General features: G+C 67.7%; 13 protein-coding genes. 8 read left to right on the top strand and 5 right to left on the bottom strand.

Annotated features, from left to right (window positions below; all coding sequences use genetic code 11):
* Nucleotides 1–341 precede the first annotated feature (341 nt).
* Nucleotides 342–2,543 carry a glycoside hydrolase family 3 C-terminal domain-containing protein gene (locus tag CFB46_RS25095; protein WP_089502343.1) on the top strand — a complete coding sequence of 734 codons (2,202 nt, stop codon included), beginning with the start codon at nucleotides 342–344 and terminating at the stop codon, nucleotides 2,541–2,543.
* 81 nt (nucleotides 2,544–2,624) lie between these two features.
* On the opposite strand, the gene CFB46_RS36600 is transcribed toward CFB46_RS25095, so the two are convergent.
* Together CFB46_RS36600 and CFB46_RS25090 are read right to left on the bottom strand one after the other, a co-directional pair.
* On the bottom strand, nucleotides 2,625–2,750 hold the full coding sequence (locus CFB46_RS36600; protein WP_256980673.1) for a hypothetical protein: 126 nt from the start codon (nucleotides 2,748–2,750) through the stop codon (nucleotides 2,625–2,627).
* Nucleotides 2,747–3,325 (bottom strand): DUF4865 family protein, encoded by a 579-nt coding sequence (locus CFB46_RS25090; protein WP_089501633.1) that lies wholly within the window; start codon nucleotides 3,323–3,325, stop codon nucleotides 2,747–2,749. Before CFB46_RS25090 ends, CFB46_RS36600 begins: the two co-directional genes overlap by 4 nt.
* A 118-nt stretch (nucleotides 3,326–3,443) precedes the next feature.
* Between CFB46_RS25090 and CFB46_RS25085 the strand changes: the two genes are divergently transcribed.
* Together CFB46_RS25085 and CFB46_RS25080 are read left to right on the top strand one after the other, a co-directional pair.
* The gene (locus CFB46_RS25085; protein WP_089502342.1) at nucleotides 3,444–4,301 is read left to right on the top strand and encodes a LysR family transcriptional regulator; all 858 of its coding nucleotides are present in this window, start codon (nucleotides 3,444–3,446) and stop codon (nucleotides 4,299–4,301) included.
* 527 nt (nucleotides 4,302–4,828) lie between these two features.
* A complete protein-coding gene (locus CFB46_RS25080; protein WP_089501632.1) occupies nucleotides 4,829–5,416 on the top strand; it encodes an IMPACT family protein in 588 nt (195 codons plus the stop codon).
* A gap of 264 nt (nucleotides 5,417–5,680) precedes the next feature.
* On the opposite strand, the gene ppk2 is transcribed toward CFB46_RS25080, so the two are convergent.
* Nucleotides 5,681–6,631: a polyphosphate kinase 2 gene (gene ppk2, locus CFB46_RS25075; protein WP_089501631.1), complete on the bottom strand. Its 951-nt coding sequence runs from the start codon at nucleotides 6,629–6,631 to the stop codon at nucleotides 5,681–5,683.
* A 148-nt stretch (nucleotides 6,632–6,779) separates the two neighbouring features.
* Nucleotides 6,780–7,229 (bottom strand): winged helix-turn-helix transcriptional regulator, encoded by a 450-nt coding sequence (locus tag CFB46_RS25070; RefSeq protein ID WP_006479218.1) that lies wholly within the window; start codon nucleotides 7,227–7,229, stop codon nucleotides 6,780–6,782.
* A 348-nt stretch (nucleotides 7,230–7,577) separates the two neighbouring features.
* Here CFB46_RS25070 and CFB46_RS25065 point away from each other — a divergent pair, with 348 nt between their 5' ends.
* Nucleotides 7,578–8,501 carry an alpha/beta fold hydrolase gene (locus CFB46_RS25065; protein WP_089501630.1) on the top strand — a complete coding sequence of 308 codons (924 nt, stop codon included), beginning with the start codon at nucleotides 7,578–7,580 and terminating at the stop codon, nucleotides 8,499–8,501.
* The gene (locus CFB46_RS35510; RefSeq protein ID WP_143751659.1) at nucleotides 8,455–8,649 is read left to right on the top strand and encodes a hypothetical protein; all 195 of its coding nucleotides are present in this window, start codon (nucleotides 8,455–8,457) and stop codon (nucleotides 8,647–8,649) included. Before CFB46_RS25065 ends, CFB46_RS35510 begins: the two co-directional genes overlap by 47 nt.
* On the opposite strand, the gene ggt is transcribed toward CFB46_RS35510, so the two are convergent.
* Nucleotides 8,639–10,360, bottom strand: coding sequence for a gamma-glutamyltransferase (gene ggt, locus CFB46_RS25060; RefSeq protein WP_027782845.1), 1,722 nt, complete (start codon nucleotides 10,358–10,360; stop codon nucleotides 8,639–8,641). The genes CFB46_RS35510 and ggt overlap by 11 nt on opposite strands.
* 397 nt (nucleotides 10,361–10,757) lie before the next feature.
* Between ggt and CFB46_RS25055 the strand changes: the two genes are divergently transcribed.
* The 3 genes from CFB46_RS25055 to CFB46_RS25045 all read left to right on the top strand — a co-directional run bounded on the left by CFB46_RS25055 (nucleotide 10,758) and on the right by CFB46_RS25045 (nucleotide 17,368).
* Nucleotides 10,758–11,282, top strand: a complete 525-nt coding sequence (locus tag CFB46_RS25055) for a metal-dependent hydrolase (protein WP_027782844.1) — start codon at nucleotides 10,758–10,760, stop codon at nucleotides 11,280–11,282.
* A 201-nt stretch (nucleotides 11,283–11,483) separates the two neighbouring features.
* Nucleotides 11,484–15,953 (top strand): DEAD/DEAH box helicase, encoded by a 4,470-nt coding sequence (locus CFB46_RS25050; RefSeq protein WP_089502341.1) that lies wholly within the window; start codon nucleotides 11,484–11,486, stop codon nucleotides 15,951–15,953.
* A 140-nt stretch (nucleotides 15,954–16,093) separates the two neighbouring features.
* The gene (locus tag CFB46_RS25045) at nucleotides 16,094–17,368 is read left to right on the top strand and encodes an APC family permease (protein WP_089501629.1); all 1,275 of its coding nucleotides are present in this window, start codon (nucleotides 16,094–16,096) and stop codon (nucleotides 17,366–17,368) included.
* Nucleotides 17,369–17,438: the final 70 nt, after the last annotated feature.

The following is a 17,438-nucleotide window of genomic DNA, read 5'->3' as shown; positions in this document are numbered from 1 at the left end:
CAATCGGGAACGATGACCGCCTTTTCATCCCGCCGCGCGCCCCTACGAAATAAAGATCACACGTATCGGTAGAAACACCGATGCTGTAGTCAAACTACATTCATACCATTAGTCGCAGCAGAGAATCGCTACATCCGATTCGACAGTGTCGGGCGGCCAGCGCGTCGCCGCCCGCATTGACCGGTCGAGCCCAACCGGCCGTAACGATTCCCCGCCTGGCCTGGCATGCCGACGCGCAACCACCCTGCATCGCCAGCCGAATGCGTCCGGTGCGAATCCACCTGGCGCGCGCAGCTCCAGACATCATCCGAACAACCGGCAATACGATCATGGAGAGCAACATGCGGGACACCCTCTGGCCGGCCGTCGTGCTGGCAGCGACCCTCTGCACCACCGCCTACGCCGGCGACGCCGATTTCAATGCGCAGGGCGACGCGACCGATGCGTTCGCATCGTCCGCCGCGCAACGGCGCGCCGACCTGCTCGTGCGCAAGATGACGCTCGACGAGAAACTTCAATTCATTCATTCGCAATACGAAATGTCCAAGGTGCCGGGCGGCGGCGCCGGCTACATCCAGGGCGTGCCGCGGCTCGGCATTCCCGATCTGAACATGGTCGATTCGGCGACCGGCTCCGGCAGCACGTCGCAGGCCAGCACGACGTTCCCGGCAACGATCGCGGTCGCCGCGAGCTGGGATCGTCGGCTGTCGTACGACTTCGGCAAGCAGGTCGCGATCCAGTTGCGCGCGCAAGGATTCAGCATGGGCCTCGGCGGCGGCACCAACCTCGCGCGCGAGCCGCGCGGCGGGCGCCTGTTCGAGTATCTCGGCGAGGATCCGCTGCTTGCCGGCGACCTGCTCGCCGAACGCACGATCGCCACGCAGCGGCAGAAAGTCATCGCCACGATCAAGCACTACGCGGGCAACGAGCAGGAGCACGGCCGGATGGGCGGCAATACGCAGATCGACGAGCGCACGCTGCGCGAGCTGTATCTGTTGCCGTTCGAGATCGCCGCGAAGCGCGGCCGGCCCGGCAGCGTGATGTGCAGCTACAACCGCCTGAACGGCACCTATGCGTGCGAGAACCCTCACCTGCTGAACGACGTGCTGAAGAACGAATGGGGCTTTCAGGGCCAGGTGCAGTCCGACTGGGGCGCCACGCACAGCACCGCCGCCGCGATCAACGCCGGGCTCGACGAGGAAGAAGACGTCGGACCGAGCGTGTATCTGACGCCGGCGGCCGTCAAGCAGGCGATCGCGAACGGCTCGGTGTCAACCGCGCGCCTCGACGACATGGTGCGCCGCAAGCTCGCCGTGATGATCCGCGTCGGCGTGATGGACGATCCCGCCAAAGGCGGCGGCACGATCGATTTCGCGGCCGGTAACCGGTTCGCGCAGGCGGCCTCCGAGCAGTCGATCGTTCTGCTGAAGAACGACGGCAATCAGTTGCCGCTCGTCGCGTCGGCGCTGTCGCGCATCGCCGTGATCGGTGGCCATGCGGATGCGGCCGTGCTGTCCGGCGGCGGCTCGGGCAATACGCGCGATCCCGTATCGGGTTCGTTCGCCGGTTGCGGCGGCCTGACGTTCGGCTCGTCGACCGGGTGCAGCTGGTGGCGCAATCCGTGGCTCAAGGTCGACGTGCCGATCGTCGCGGCGATCCGCGCGTTGGCGCCGGCCGCGCAGGTCACGTTCGCCGGCAACAGCGACCAGCAGTCGCCGTTCCGCGCGTACACGCAGCAGGAGATCGACCAGGCCGTGGCGCTCGCGGGCCGCTCCGATGTCGCGATCGTCGTGGTCACGCAGCCGGCCGGCGAGGATTTCGGCGATCTGCAGAGCCTGAGCCTCGCGAACCCGTCGAACCAGGATGCGCTCGTCGAAGCCGTCGCGCGCGCGAATCCGCATACGATCGTCGTCGTCCAGAGCGGCAACCCGGTGCTGATGCCGTGGAAGGACAACGTGTCGGCCATCGTCGAGGCGTGGTATCCGGGCGAAGCCGGCGGCAAGGCGATCGCGAACGTGCTGTTCGGTGCGGTCAATCCGTCCGGCAAGCTGCCCGTCACTTTCCCGGCGCGCGATCAGGACTCGCCGACGTGGGGGCAAAACGGCACGTTCGACACCGACCCGGTGTACGCGGAAAAGCTGAACATGGGCTACCGCTGGTATGACGCGCGCAACATCAAGCCGATGTTCGAGTTCGGCTACGGCCTGTCGTACACGCACTTCGCGTACTCGGGGCTGTCGGTGTCGAAGCAATGGGACGGCTCGTTGAACGTCGCGTTTACCGTGCGCAACGACGGGCGCGTTGCCGGCGCGGAAACGCCGCAGGTCTATCTCGGCGTGCCGTACAAGGACGAGCCGCCGAAGCGGCTGGTCGGCTGGGACAAGATCCGGCTGAATCCGGGCGAGGCGCGGCGTGTGCATGTGACCGTGTCGCCGCGCATGCAGAGCGTCTGGGATACGTCGCGCAACGGCTGGCGGGTCGTCTCGGGCGGGACCGTGTATGTCGGCGCGTCGTCACGCGATATCCGCTTGCAGGGCCACTGAGCGAGCGGCGATGAAGCACCCGGGGGCGCCATGCATCGCATGCTCGGCGCTCCCGCGTCAATCATCCCTGCGCTGAAGCGCTCACCGGAGCAACAGCGCCAGCACCGTCGCAAGCGCCGCAATCGCGGCGATACCCACCACCACACCCGCCAGATGCGCGGCAATCACCACACCGGCCGGCAATCGCGACGCGATGCCGGCCATCACGCGCCGCCCGCTTCCAGTGTGTCGAGCAACGGCCTCGCCAGATGCAGGACCTGGTACACCGTGCCGGCGCCGCCGTCGTCCGGTTCATGTTCCGTCACGAGCGCACGCGTCAACCGCCAGCGCAGCGGATCGAGACTGACGGCCGCCGCGACCACGCCCTGCCGAGCCGCCGCGTCGCGATTGCGTGCGATCTCCCGCGCCAGTGCCGCGTCGAGATCGGCGTCCGCCGGAATCTCGATCGTCTCCAGACGCGCGAAACGTCCCGTCGACGCGCTGCCCTTGCGCGCGTCGAGCGCAACCTGCGTGTCGATCGGCGCGCGGCCGAAGCTGTCCGTCACGATCCGATAGCGGCCGTCCGTCACGAACCGCGCGAACGCCTGTTCGTTGCGCCACAGGTAAAACGACGCGTAGCCGTTTTCCGTCGCGCCGTGGCGGCCGGCCTCGCGCAACAGGAAGCCCTTGAACAGCAGGTCTGGCGTGTCGTCCCAGAGCCGGCCGCGCTCGCGCACGCGACGGCGGATGATGTCGAGGTCGTAGCCCGCCGGCAGGCGGTGCACGTAGTACGCGGTCAGCATGATCGACTCCTGGCGAAAGAAACGAACGGAATGAAGGCAGCGTAGAAGACCTTGAATTATTTAAAAAGGCGATGGCAGAATATTTCAATGATTCGATTTTGAAATGAACGAGGGTGCGATGAAAACGCTCGACGTCGAAGCCGTGCAGGCATTCGTGCTGACCGCCGATCTCAAGAGCTTCACGCGGGCCGCGGAAGCGCTGGACACGACGCAGTCCGCGGTGAGCCTGAAGATCAAGCGGCTGGAAGACGGGCTCGGCCGCCGCCTGCTGGAACGTACGCCGCGGCAGGTTCGCCTGTCGGCCGACGGCACCGCGTTCCTGGAACCGGCGCGCGAACTGGTGGCCGCTCACCATGGCGCGATCAGCGCGTTCGGCACGAGCCAGCGACGGTTGGTCATCGGTGTCAGCCACCATGTCGTCGGCGCCGATCTCCCGATGCTGCTGCGGCGGATGAGCGAAGCGGAGCCGGCGCTCGTGCTGGAGATCCGCGTCGCCGCGTCGCGCGACGTGCTCGATGCGTTCGATCGCGGCCAGCTCGATGCGGCCGTCGCGCTGCAGCACGACAGCCGGCGGCTCGACGGCGAAACCATCCTGTCGGAGTCGTTCGGCTGGATGGCGGCGGCCGATTTCGAGTACCACCCGCCGCAACCGCTGCGGCTCGCCACGCAGGCCGAACCATGCAGCGTGCGCCGCATGGCGGTCGACGCGCTGAACGAAGCCGGTGTCGCGTGGACGGAAGTCTTTGTCGGCGGCGGCGTGGCGACGATCGGCGCGGCGGTGTCCGCGGGGCTGGCCGTCGCGGCGCTCGGGCATCGCGTGGCGCCCGCCGGCACCGTCGACGTGGGTACGCGGTACGGACTGCCGCCGCTGCCGACGCGCGACGTGGTGCTCTACTCGAGCTTGACTGACGCGCGAGCCAGACAGGCGCTGCGCACGCTGGGCGCGGCGCTACGGTCGTCGGTTGGCGTGCGCTGATGCCGCGCGCGGCATCGATGAATTGACTTGAGCCCATCGCGGGAAAGCAAACTGCGTGCGCTGGACGAACTGATAAACGAACAGGACTCCGCGCTTCCGTCCTTGATCGAGCGGACGACGGCAGCGAGTCATCGTTGCGAGATATTGCAGGTCAATTGGTCCTCTTCGTGCCCTCCGGAATACGCATCCGAGGCCGTCCCGTTTCGGATATGTATCCGACTGACGAATGACCGGTTGACGAGCCAGAACCGCTCGCTGTCGTGAAACTCGATTACCTCGCGCTTGACCATACTCTGCGACAGGTCGAGCCAACCACATCGGCCCGCGGCGCGCTTCGTCGATTCGTATCCGGCACGCCGCTCGAACCATGGGGTGACGGCATCGAAATGCCTCGACGCGCGCCACGGTAAAATCGCGTCTTCGCCCCGCGCTTATGCAGACGATATCCATCCGTCCCCGGGCCAACGTCAAAAGCATCCACCCGCCATCATCACCTTGATTTCCCTACGCTTTCCGCGTCGCGACGCATGAGTTACTCGCTCGCCACCTCGTACACCCGCGAACTCGAAATCCGCAAGAGCCGTTTCATCGCGTATGCCGTTCCCGTCGAGGATCGCGATGCCGCGATGCAGGTACTGCAGCGTCTGCGCGACGAGCATCCGGCGGCCACCCATGTGTGCTGGGCGTTGCTGGCGGGCGGCCAGTCGGGTATGTCGGATGACGGCGAGCCGTCGGGCACCGCGGGCCGGCCGATCCTCGAAGTGCTGCGCCATCACGACCTCGACGGCGTGCTCGGCGCGGTCGTGCGTTACTACGGCGGCGTGAAGCTCGGCGCGGGCGGGCTGGTGCGTGCGTACACGGATGCGATCGCGTCGGCGCTGCTCGATGCCGAGCGCGTCGAGCGCATTCGGCACACGCGGCTCGCGATCGAGATCGGCTACCCGGAAGAAGCGCGCGTGCGCCGCTGGATCGAACAGGCCGGCTACGCGCTGGTGGACAGCGCGTACGGGATGACGGTGAAGCTCGTGATCAAGCTGCCCGAAACCGCCGAAGCGTCGGCAAGAATCGAACTGTTCGATCTGACGCAGGGGCGCTCGGGGTTTCCGGAGATTTGAGCCGTTGCAGCGACAGACCCGAGCGGCGCACGCTTGGAGCGCTCGCCGCTATTGTTTTTCCCGGTGCGTCGGAATCGCACCGTTTCAACGGCATCCACGCACATCAACGCGCGCATTGGGGCACGCTGTCGAGACCGTCAGTCCGACATCTTGAAAGGCTGTAAACCCTGTCGGGCCGACTCGTCCGCCCTCAACCGGAAACAAAAAAACGCGCCGCATCACGCGGCGCGCTTCATCCCATCGCGATCGACCGGCGCGAACCGGTCAATAAACGTCCGGCACGATCATGTTGTCGGGCACCGGCCGGCGAATGTAATCCTCGTGATGCTCGCGCCGCGGCAGATCGATGCTCGGGCGCGGCACCTCGTGATACGGCACCTGGCCGAGCAGATGATGAATGCAATTCAGCCGCGCGCGCTTCTTGTCGACGGCCTGCACGACCCACCACGGCGCCTCGGGAATGTGCGTGCGCTGCAGCATCTCTTCCTTCGCGGCCGTATAAGCCTCCCAGCGACGGCGGCTTTCGAGGTCCATCGGGCTCAGCTTCCACTGCTTCAGCGGATCCGCGATCCGGCTCTGAAAGCGCATCTCCTGCTCGTGATCGGTGATCGAGAACCAGTATTTGACGATCTGGATCCCGCTGCGCACGAGCATCTTCTCGAACTCGGGCACCGACCGGAAAAATTCCTCGTACTCGTCGTCGGTACAGAAATTCATCACGCGTTCGACGCCCGCGCGGTTGTACCAACTGCGATCGAACAGCACGATCTCGCCGCCTGCCGGCAGATGCGCGACGTAGCGCTGGAAGTACCATTGCGTGCGCTCGCGGTTGTTCGGCGCGGGTAGCGCGGCGACGCGGCACACGCGCGGGTTCAGCCGCTGCGTGATGCGCTTGATCGCCCCGCCCTTGCCGGCCGCGTCGCGCCCCTCGAAAATGACGACGAGCCGGTGCCCGGTGTTCACCACCCAGTCCTGCAGCTTCACGAGTTCGCCCTGCAGGCGGAACAACTCGCGGAAATATTCCTTGCGCGCCTCGCGACGCTCGCGCGAGAACAGCAGGTCGTCGCCCTCGTCGAAGCGGCGGTCGTCGAGCTCCATCTCGAGCTCTTCGTCGTATGCGTCGACGAGATCCTCCTCGAAACGGCGCTGGCGTGTTTCCATCGAGTTCGTATCGGTACGGTCGTCGGTCTCGGTGCGGGTATCGTTGTCGCCCATGGGGCCTCCTTCCATCATTGACGCAGCCAAACTCGGCCATTATCCCAGTGTCGCGCGTCAAATTCATGAAAATAGGCGGCCGCGCCCGTCGGAAGCGGCATGCGGGCAGCCCGCCGGCCCGCCCGCGGTCCCGCCGGTTCGCCGCGTGTCAGTCGGGCGGCGGCAGCACGACCGTATCTTCCGGCCCGAGCACCCGCCCGTCCTGCGAACGCAACTCCAGCTTCCTGACCGGCAGCCCGGTTTTCCGGTCGACGAGCAACACGTGTGCCTCATCCGGTTCGAAGAAGAAATCCTCGCCCCACTGCCGCAGCGCGACGAGCAGCGGAAACAGCCCGCGCCCCTTCTCGGTCAGCACGTATTCGTGATGCGCGCCGCCGTCCGCGGCTGGCACGACGTCCATGATCCCGTGCGCGACCAGGTTGCGCAGACGCGCGGCGAGGATGTTCTTCGCGAGGCCGAGATTTTTCTGGAATTCGCCGAAGCGACGCAGCCCGTCGAACGCATCGCGGACGATTAGCAGCGACCACCAGTCGCCGATCGCGTCCAGCGGGCGGGCGACGCCGCAAAGGGAATCTTCGTGCGTGGTTCGTCTGTTCATCGGTGCATGCGGCGATGCCGTGGCCGGGATATGGGCTGAACGGCGGTCGGTTTCGTTGAATTGAACAGTTTCAATATAAAACCATATCATGAAAAGATCAATTCGAGGGGCCCGACTGCTTGGGATCGACGAACGGAACGATCGCTCTACCCGGTTTGGCACAACTATTCATACCGTTCCACGTAAGGAGTCAAGCATCGCAGCTTTCCATCGCGTGGTTCCACTCGACCGGCTCCGCACCTGACTACTGCCCTCTCGATTATTTGGTTGCAACTTGAAACCGTATGGCCTACGCTTCGATTCAGTTTCAACTTGAAACCACTCGTCCGACTACCGAAGGAGCGTTCGATGATCTGGTCCGATGCCACGTTCGACGGCACCTTTCCATTCGCCCCGCATTTCGACGACGCGTCCGGCTTCCGGATGCACTACGCGGACGAAGGCCCGCGCGACGGCGAAATCGTCCTGTGCCTGCATGGCGAGCCCACATGGGGCTATCTGTTTCGTCACCTGGTGACCGCGTTGAGCCCGACATACCGCGTCGTCGTGCCCGACCACATGGGCTTCGGCAAAAGCGCGACGCCGCAGGACCGCAGCTACTGGCTGCAGGATCACATCGACAATCTCGAGCATTTCGTGCTTGCGCGCGACCTCGATCGCATCACGCTCGTGATGCACGACTTTGGCGGCCCAGTCGGCATGGGGCTCGCCGCGCGGCATCCGGACCGGATCCGGCGCATCGTGTCGGCCAACGGCCCGACGCCGTTCGGTCAACCCGATCTCGGCGAGCGCGCGAGTGCGAACGGCCGCGATGCACCTTGGTTCCGGTGGATCATGCGCGCGGCGGCCGACGACACGCTCGAAACGGTGCTCGGACAGCTCGGCTTCAACATCCTGAGCACGCTGAAACTGAACGGCTTCGAGAACCACGCGATCATCACCGATACGTGGATCGCCGCATACGGCGCGCCGTTCGCGCAACCGGCCGACTGTCTCGGCGCGATCGGATGGGCGCGGGGGTACGCGGCCGGCGCGCATCGGTTCGAGGAACCCGACGCGGCGGCACTGCGCGCGATACGCGGCAAGCCCGCGCTCGCGATCTGGGGAGACGCCGACCGAACGCTCGGCGCCGAACACTTCCTGCCGCTCTTTACCGCACTGTTTCCGTCCGCGCCGATCGAGCGGCTGGCAGGCGTCGGGCACTACTGCTTCGAGGATGCGCCCGATGCCATTGCCGCGCGGATCGCGGAATTCCTCCGAACGACCGGCTAAAAAAATTCGACAGCCGGATCGAACCACCGGCTGCCGAACGGCGCGCGCGGCCGCTGTCGCCGACGCGCACGCATCGCTTCACGTCAACGTCAACGTCAACGTCAACGTCAACGTCAACGTCAACGTCAACGTCAACGTCAACGAATGACCCGCGTCACGCCCCGCCCGCGCGGATCGGCCATTGCTTCCGGCGTCTTGCCGTCGATCTTGATGACCTGGATGTCGCCGCTGAAATCCTGACCCTTCAGCGTATAGCCGCGCGCCTCGATCTGCTTCGCGAGTTCGCCTTCGATCGGATGGTACGGCTCCCAGAAGATCGTATTCGGCGGCAGCAGCTGGTGATGGAAACGCATCGCGCCAACGGCCTCCTTCAACGGCATCTTGAAGTCGTAGATGTTGTTGATCACCTGGAAAATCGACGTGAAGATGCGCGAGCCGCCCGGCGTGCCGATCACGAGCGACACCTTGCCGTCCTTGGTCATGATCGTCGGCGACATCGAGGACAGCGGGCGCTTCTTCGGTTCGATCGCGTTCGCGTCGCTGCCGACCACGCCGAACATGTTGGCAACGCCCGGTTTCGCGGAGAAGTCGTCCATCTCGTCGTTCAGCACGATGCCCGTGCCGTCGGCGATCACGCCCGAGCCAAAATAGCCGTTGATCGTGTACGTGTTCGACACCGCGTTGCCCCACTTGTCGACCACCGAGAAGTGCGTCGTTTCGGCCTTCTCCGGCATCGTCGTGCCGAGGCCCGGCTGCACGCTCTTCGTATCCGACGGCTCCTTCGGGTTGACCTCGGCCGCGCGCTTCGCGATGTAGGCATCGTCGGTCAGCTGCGCGATGGGCACCTTGTAGAAGTCGGGATCGCCGAGATACTGCGCCCGATCGGCGAACACGCGCTTCTCGATTTCCGCGACGAGGTGGACGTACTGCGGCGAGTTGAGCTTCACGCCCTCGAAATCCTGCTTCAGGTCGGCCTTCATCTTCAGCAGTTGCACGAGACCGATGCCGCCCGAACTCGGGGGCGGCGCGGTGATCACGTCATAGCCGTTCCACTTCGCCTGCACCGGCTGGCGCCACACCGCGCGGTACTGCGCGAGATCCTCGGTCGTGATCAGCCCGTTGCCGTCGCCGGTCTTCATCGACGCGGCGATCAGCTCGGCCGTCTTGCCCTTGTAGAAGCCTTCCGCTCCACCGTCCGCGATGCGCGTCAGCACGTCGGCGAGATCGGGTTGCTTGAAGTTCACGCCGGCCTTCAGCCCGGAGAAGTACTTGTCGAAGTTGGTCTTGCCGCCGAACTCCTTCGATGCGTCGACGCCGCGTTGCGCCAGTTGCTCATCGACGACAAAGCCGTCGCGCGCATAGTGGATCGCCGGCGCGAGCACCTGCTTCCACTTCAGCTTGCCGAAGCGCTTCTGCGCTTCCCACATGCCCGCCACCGTACCCGGCACGCCGACCGCGCGCGGGCCGTACAGGCTCATGCCCTTGACGACGTTGCCGTCCTTGTCGAGGTACATGTCCTTCGTCGCGGCGAGCGGCGCGCGCTCGCGATAATCGATGAAGTACGGCTTGCCATCCTTGTAGATCGTCATGAAGCCGCCGCCGCCGATGTTGCCGGCTTCCGGGTACGTGACGGCGAGCGTGAACGCGATCGCGACGGCCGCGTCGATCGCGTTGCCGCCTTCCTTGAAGATCCGCTCCGCCGCATCCGCGCTGTACTTGTCGGCCACCGCCACCGCGGAGCTCGTCAGGACCGCGGGCTGCGGCCCTTTCGCGTAGGCGGGCGCGTTCGGCAGGAAGCCGATGCCGGCCACCGTCGCGAGCACGGCGGCGGATGATTTGAAGCGATTCAGCGTAGTCATTGCATGTCCCCCATGTGGATCTCGTTCAGGCACGACGAGCACCTGATCCGTGGATGGCCGCTGGCGCGCCGGCGGCCATATGCCGGCTTCGTAGTATAGGGGGACAAAAAGGGTCGAACACGCGGCGGAGGCGAAAGCGTGCCGATCGTGTACGCGCGGTCACGTTGCGGCGCCGCGACGCGCACGGGGATCGCTCGACATCGCGAGCGGTGGGCGCCGTCGCGCAACGCACAAAACCGAAAGTTGCGAACCGTGGGGCAGCCCCCGCAGCGCGAGCAAAAAAATCCGCGAACGAGCCACCCGCGGCACAGGCCGATCTGCGAAGATAGCGCCCCGTTTGCGCGCCGCATCATCGTTTCGTGCACGCGCCGCTTCATGTTTCCTCGTCTCGCTCCCTATGGCATCACACAATGCGCATCACGCGTCCGGCTTCGCGGCCGGCGTCGCCGCCGCCGTCCTCGTCGCCCAAACCGGCGCAACCGGCCCCTGGCATTCGGGCATGCTCGCCGCGTTCGCGGCGGGCGTCGCGGGCGGCACCGCGCCCGACTGGCTCGAAGTCGCATGGTGGAGCCGCAAGCGCCGCCTGTGGATCACGCATCGCACCATCACGCACTGGGGCATCGGCTGGCTCGCGCTGCTCGCGCTCGGATGGCACGGGCTCATCCATCATCCGCATCCGCTTTGGGCCGCGCCGCTGTTCGGCTTCGCCTGCGGCGGCGTGATGCATCTGCTCGCCGACTGGCCCAATCCGCTCGGCGTACCGTGGATCTGGCGGCGCCACTCGCTCAACCTGTGGAACAGCGGGCATTGCGACCTGATCGTGGTGGCCGCCGCCTGGGGCGGCACGCTGTGGCTCGCGCAGTCGCTGTGGTCGCGTGCGCCGCTGATCGAACACTGGCTCGGCTGGCTGCATCGCGTCTAGTTGCAATTCGACACAATTCCGCACGCGATCGGCATGCCGACGGGCATGCAACTTTCCGTCCATTGAAAGCGCGGGGCAGGCCCCCATCTGAGTGTGAATCGCCGGCACGCACGCCCGGCACGCATGCGCGACGTCTGGCACACTGACGATTCGATTCGCGTGCGATACATCCGCACGCTCGCACCCCATTTCAACGCTCCGATGGACGTCACCGCTACCCGCCCAGCTACCCGCGCGATCGACGTATTCCACCCGGCCGTCGCCGCGTGGTTCCGGCGCACGTTCGCCGCGCCGACCGGCGCGCAGGCGCTCGCGTGGCCGCACATCAAGGCTGGCCGCTCCACGCTCGTCGCCGCGCCGACGGGTTCCGGCAAGACGCTCACCGCATTCCTGTGCGCGCTCGACGATCTGGTGCGCGATGCGCTCGCGCACGACGGTACGCTGCCCGACGCGACGCTGGTCGTCTATGTCTCGCCGCTGAAGGCGCTGTCGAACGACATCCACGTGAACCTCGATGCGCCGCTCGCCGGCATCGCCGAATCGCTCGGGCAACTCGGCCTGCCGGTGCCGGCGATCCGCACCGCGGTGCGCACCGGCGACACGACGCAGGCCGAGCGCGCCGCGCTGCGCAAGCGCGCGCCGCATATCCTCGTCACGACGCCCGAATCGCTGTACGTGCTGCTGTCGTCCACATCGGGGCGGCAGATGCTGTCGAACGTGCGCTCGGTCATCGTCGACGAAATTCATGCGCTCGCCTCGTCCAAGCGCGGCAGCCATCTCGCGCTGTCGCTCGAACGCCTCGACGCGCTGACCGGGCGCGCGCTGCCGCGCATAGGGCTGTCGGCCACGCAAAAGCCGATCGACGCGGTCGCGCGCTTCCTCGTCGGCGGCCCGGCCGACGCGCCGCGCGACTGCACGATCGTCGACACCGGCCACACCCGCGAGCGCGATCTCGCGCTCGAACTGCCGAACGTGCCGCTCGAACCGGTGATGGCGACCGACGTGTGGGAACAGGTATACGACCGCATCGCCGGCCTCGCGGCCGCGCATCGTACGACGCTGGTGTTCGTCAACACGCGGCGCACCGCCGAGCGCATGGCGCGCCATCTCGCCGACCGGCTCGGCAAGGACGCGATCGCCGCGCACCACGGCAGTCTGGCGAAGGAGCACCGCTTCGACGCCGAGCAGCGCCTGAAACGTGGCGAACTGAAACTGCTCGTCGCGACCGCGTCGCTCGAACTCGGCATCGACATCGGCGACGTCGATCTCGTCTGCCAGGTCGGCTCGCCGCGCGGCATCGCGCCGTTCCTGCAGCGCGTCGGCCGCTCGGGACACCATGTCGGCGGCGTGCCGAAGGGGCGCCTGTTTCCGCTGTCGCGCGACGAGCTGGTCGAATGCGCGGCGCTGCTCGACTGCGTGCAACGCGGCGAACTCGATGCGCTGCGAATTCCCGAAGCGCCGCTCGACGTGCTCGCGCAGCAGATCGTCGCCGAAGTCGCGTGCGCCGAATGGCAGGAAGACGCGCTGTACGCGAGCTTCACGCGCGCCGCGCCGTACGCGCGGCTGACGCGCGAACGCTTCGACGAAGTGATGACGATGCTCGCCGAGGGCTTCACGAGCCGCCGCGGCGTGCGCGGCGCGTACCTGCACCGCGACGTGGTCGGCGGCACCGTGCGCGGCCGCCGCAATGCGATGATGACCGCGACCACCTCCGGCGGCACGATCCCCGACATGGCCGACTACGCGGTGCTGCTCGAACCGCAGGGCATCCAGGTCGGCACCGTCAACGAGGATTTCGCGATCGAGAGCCTGGCCGGCGACGTGTTCCAGCTCGGCAACCAGTCGTACCGGATCATTCGCGTGGAAACGGGCCGCGTGCGCGTCGAGGATGCGCAAGGTCAATCGCCGAGCATTCCGTTCTGGCTCGGCGAGGGGCTCGGGCGCAGCGACGAGCTGTCGGCGGCGGTCGGCCGGCTGCGCGCGCGGCTCGACGGGCTGTTCGCGGACGGCGACCGCCAGGCCGGCACCGCCGGGCGCAAGCGCGCCGACCACGCGGCGAGCAATGCGGAAACGGAAGCCGAGGCAACAGCCGCAACCGCCACCGCGCTCGCCCCCGCCGAAAGCCGCCTTGCGCCCGCGTTGCGCTGGCTCGTCGACGATCTCCACTTGTCGCCCGACGCCGCGCGCCAGATCGCCGACTACCTCGCGCGCACCCGCGCGGCGCTCGGCGCATTGCCGACGCAGGACACGCTCGTGATGGAGCGTTTCTTCGACGAATCGGGCGGCATGCAGCTCGTGATCCATTCGCCGTTCGGCAGCCGGATCAACCGTGCATGGGGGCTCGCGCTGCGCAAGCGCTTCTGCCGCAACTTCAACTTCGAACTCCAGGCAGCCGCCACCGACGACGCGATCATCCTGTCGCTGTCGCTCGCGCACAGCTTCGCGCTCGACGAAGTGTGGCGCTACCTGCGTTCGGCCAGCGCCGAGCATGTGCTGATCCAGGCGCTGCTTGACGCGCCGATGTTCGGCGTGCGCTGGCGCTGGAACGCGACCACCGCGCTCGCGCTGCCGCGTTTCACCGGCGGCAAGCGCACCGCGCCGCAATTGCAACGGATGAAGAGCGACGATCTGCTGGCGACGGTGTTCCCCGATCAGGTCGCGTGCCTCGAGAACGTCGTCGGCGAACGCGAGATTCCGCATCATCCGCTCGTCGACCAGACGCTCGACGATTGCCTGCACGACGCGATGGACACCGACGGCTGGCTTGCGCTGCTGCGCCGGATCGAAAGCGGCGCGATCGAGCTCGTCGCGCGCGACTTGCCCGCGCCGTCGCCGCTCGCGGCCGAGATCCTGAACGCGAAGCCCTACGCGTTCCTCGACGATGCGCCGCTCGAGGAGCGCCGCACGCAGGCCGTGCAGTCGCGCCGCTGGAGCGACCCCGAATCGGCCGACGATCTCGGCGCGCTCGACGCCGACGCGATCGCCGCGGTGCGCGACGAAGCGTGGCCGCTCGTGCGCGACGCCGACGAAATGCACGATGCGCTGCTCACGCTCGCCTGCGTCGCCGACAGCGAAGCGCACGCCCACGCCGGCTGGCCCGAGCGACTCGCGGAACTCGCGGAACGCCGCCGCGCGACGAAACTCGCGACGCCGGGCGGCGCCGCGCTGTGGGTGCCGGTCGAACGGCTCGTGTGCCTGCGCGCGTTGCATCCCGACGCCCGCGTGACACCGGCGCTCAAGGTACCGCCCGCATGCGCGCAGCCGTGGGAAGCGGATGCGGCGCTCGTCGACGTGATCCGCGCGCGGCTCACCGGCTTCGGGCCGTTGACGCTCGATGCGATCGCCGCGCCGCTCGGCCTGCCGCCCGCGTCGATCGCGTCGATCGCGACGGCGCTCGCGGCGCTGGAGCGCGAAGGCTACGTGATGCGCGGCCGCTTCACGCCGGGCGCGACGACCGACGAATGGTGCGAACGTCACCTGCTCGCGCGCATTCATCGCTATACGGTGAAGCGGCTGCGGCGCGAGATCGAGCCGGTCGAACGCGCCGATTTCATGCGCTTCCTGTTCCACTGGCAGCATCTGACGCCCGACACGCGCGGCACCGGCCGCGACGCGCTGGCCGCCGTGGTCGAACAGCTCGAAGGCTACGAGGCCGCGGCGAGCGCCTGGGAGGACGCGCTGCTGCCCGCGCGGCTCACCGACTACACGGCGGGCGGCCTCGACGAGCTGTGCCGCTCGGGCAAGCTGGTGTGGACCCGTATCGGCGTGCCGGCGCGCGCGGCCGGCACGCCCGTGAAGACGACGCCGATCGTGCTGTTGCCGCGCCGCCATCTTTCCGCGTGGCAGGCGCTACGCGATCCCGATGCGCAGCCGGCGCTGTCCGCACGCGCCGCACAGGTGCGCGACGCGCTCGCCGCCCACGGCGCGATGTTCTTCGACGCATTGCTCGACGACCTGCACATGCTGCCCGTCGAGCTCGAACAGGCGCTCGGCGAACTCGTGTCGGCCGGCCTCGTGAATGCGGACAGTTACGCGGGCCTGCGCGCGCTGCTCAAGCCGGCCGTCAAGCGCAGTGCGACCTATGCACCGCGTACGCGACGCGGCGGTGCGCTGATCGGCGGGATGGACGACGCCGGCCGCTGGGCGCTCGTGCAGCGTCAGGCAGCGCCGGACGACGACACGCCCGCACCGAAACGCGGCCCCGCCACGACCGATCCCGACGCGCTCGAACACATCGCGTGGACGCTGCTGCGCCGCTACGGCGTCGTGTTCTGGCGGCTGCTCGAACGCGAAGCCGACTGGCTGCCGAGTTGGCGCGAACTCGTGCGCGTGCTGCAGCGCCTCGAAGCACGCGGCGAGATTCGCGGCGGTCGCTTCGTCGCCGGGCTCGCGGGCGAGCAGTTCGCGCTGCCCGAGGCCATCCCGATCCTGCGCGAACTGCGGCGGCAACCGGGCGATGGGCAATATGTATGCGTGACGGGCGCCGACCCGCTGAATCTCGCCGGCACGCTGCTGCTCGGCGACAAGGTGCCGGCGCTGGCCGGCAATCGCGTGCTGTTCCGCGACGGCGTGCCCGTCGCATCGCTCGTGGCGGGGTCGTTCCATTACGCACCCGAACTGTCGCCTGCCGCGCGCGAGGACGCGCGCCTGCGGCTCGCACGTTCCTGCTGACATCGGCTGACACGCACACGGCACACGACTACTGATCGCCGGGCCGCGCGGACGCCATCGTTCGGGTAGCATCGAACGATCGACCGCGCGGGCTCACGCGCCTCGTCTACACAAAACAAGACTTCCGGAGACTACCGCTCATGCCTTCGCATGCCGATTCGCCCGCTGCCGATCACGCGGGTTCGCTGACCATTTTCCAGGGCGCCGCGCTCTACATCGGCGCGGTGCTCGGCACCGGCGTGATCGCGCTGCCCGCGCTCGCCGCCGAAGTCGCCGGGCCGGCCTCGCTACTCGCATGGGCCGCGCTCGTCGTGCTGTCCGGGCCGCTCGCGGCCACCTTCGCCGCACTCGGCGCCCGCTATCCCGATGCGGGCGGCGTGTCGACCTACGCGCGGCGCGCATTCGGCCCGAAGGCCGCGGCCATCGTCGGCTGGTGCTTCTATTTCGCGGTGCCGGCCGGCGCGCCGGCCGCCGCGATGTTCGGCGGCGCATACGTCGCGGCCGTCACGGGCGGCGGACACACGACGGTCATCGTCACGGCCGCCGCGCTGATCGCGACCGTGTCGGCCGCGAACGCGTTCGGCGTCACCGTGTCGGGCCGCATGCAACTGGTGTTGTCGGCGCTGCTCGTCGCGCTGCTGCTTGCCGCGGTGCTTGCGTCCGCGCCGCATGCCCGCACCGCGAACCTGCATCCGTTTGCCCCGCACGGCTGGCTCGCGGTCGGCGAGGCCGCCGCGCTGCTCGTGTGGAGCTTCGCCGGCTGGGAAGCGATCACGCATCTCGCGGCCGAGTTCCGCCGGCCCGCGCACGACATGCCGCGCTCGGCCGGCATCGCGGTCGTGGTCGTCGGGTTCCTGTATCTGTCGGTCGCCGCCGCGAGCGTGATGGTGCTCGGGCCTTCCGCGGGGGCATCGGGCGCGCCGCTCGCCGAACTGATCGCGGGCGGCATCGGCGGCCATGCGCAGGTGCTGGCCGCCGCCGCCGCGCTGCTGCTCACGCTCGGCACGATGAACGCGTATTTCGCCGGCGCGGCAAAACTCGGCGCGGCGCTGGGGCGCGACGGCGCACTGCCCGCCTGGCTCGCGCAAGGCAGCCAGGTCGGCGGCGTGCCGCGCCGCAGCCTCGGCGTGATCGCGGTGCTCGCGGCCATCGCGTTGGCCGCCACGGCGCTGTCGGACGTCGGACCGAAGCCGCTCGTGCTCGTGACGTCCGGATGTTTCGTGATGGTGTACGGGCTCGGCGCGGCGGCTGCGCTGAAGCTGCTGCCGCGTGGCGGCATCGCATATCGCTGCGCGTGGATTTCGCTGATTGCGGTCGCCGGGCTGTTCGTGACGACCGGATGGTATTTCCTGTGCCCGCTGCTGCTCGCGGGCGGCGCACTGGTTTATCTGCAGGTGACCGGCCCGCGTCAATGACCGGCATGCGCCGGCTGCCCAACGCCCGCCTGCTCGCCGCGCCCATCGCGCGAACAATCACGTCGGTCGG

The sequence above is a fragment of the Burkholderia sp. HI2761 genome, assembly GCF_002223355.1.
In the GTDB taxonomy this organism is placed as follows: Bacteria; Pseudomonadota; Gammaproteobacteria; order Burkholderiales; family Burkholderiaceae; genus Burkholderia.
Note: the sequence above shows the minus strand (reverse complement) of the source record. Positions and strands in the feature narration are given on the sequence as shown.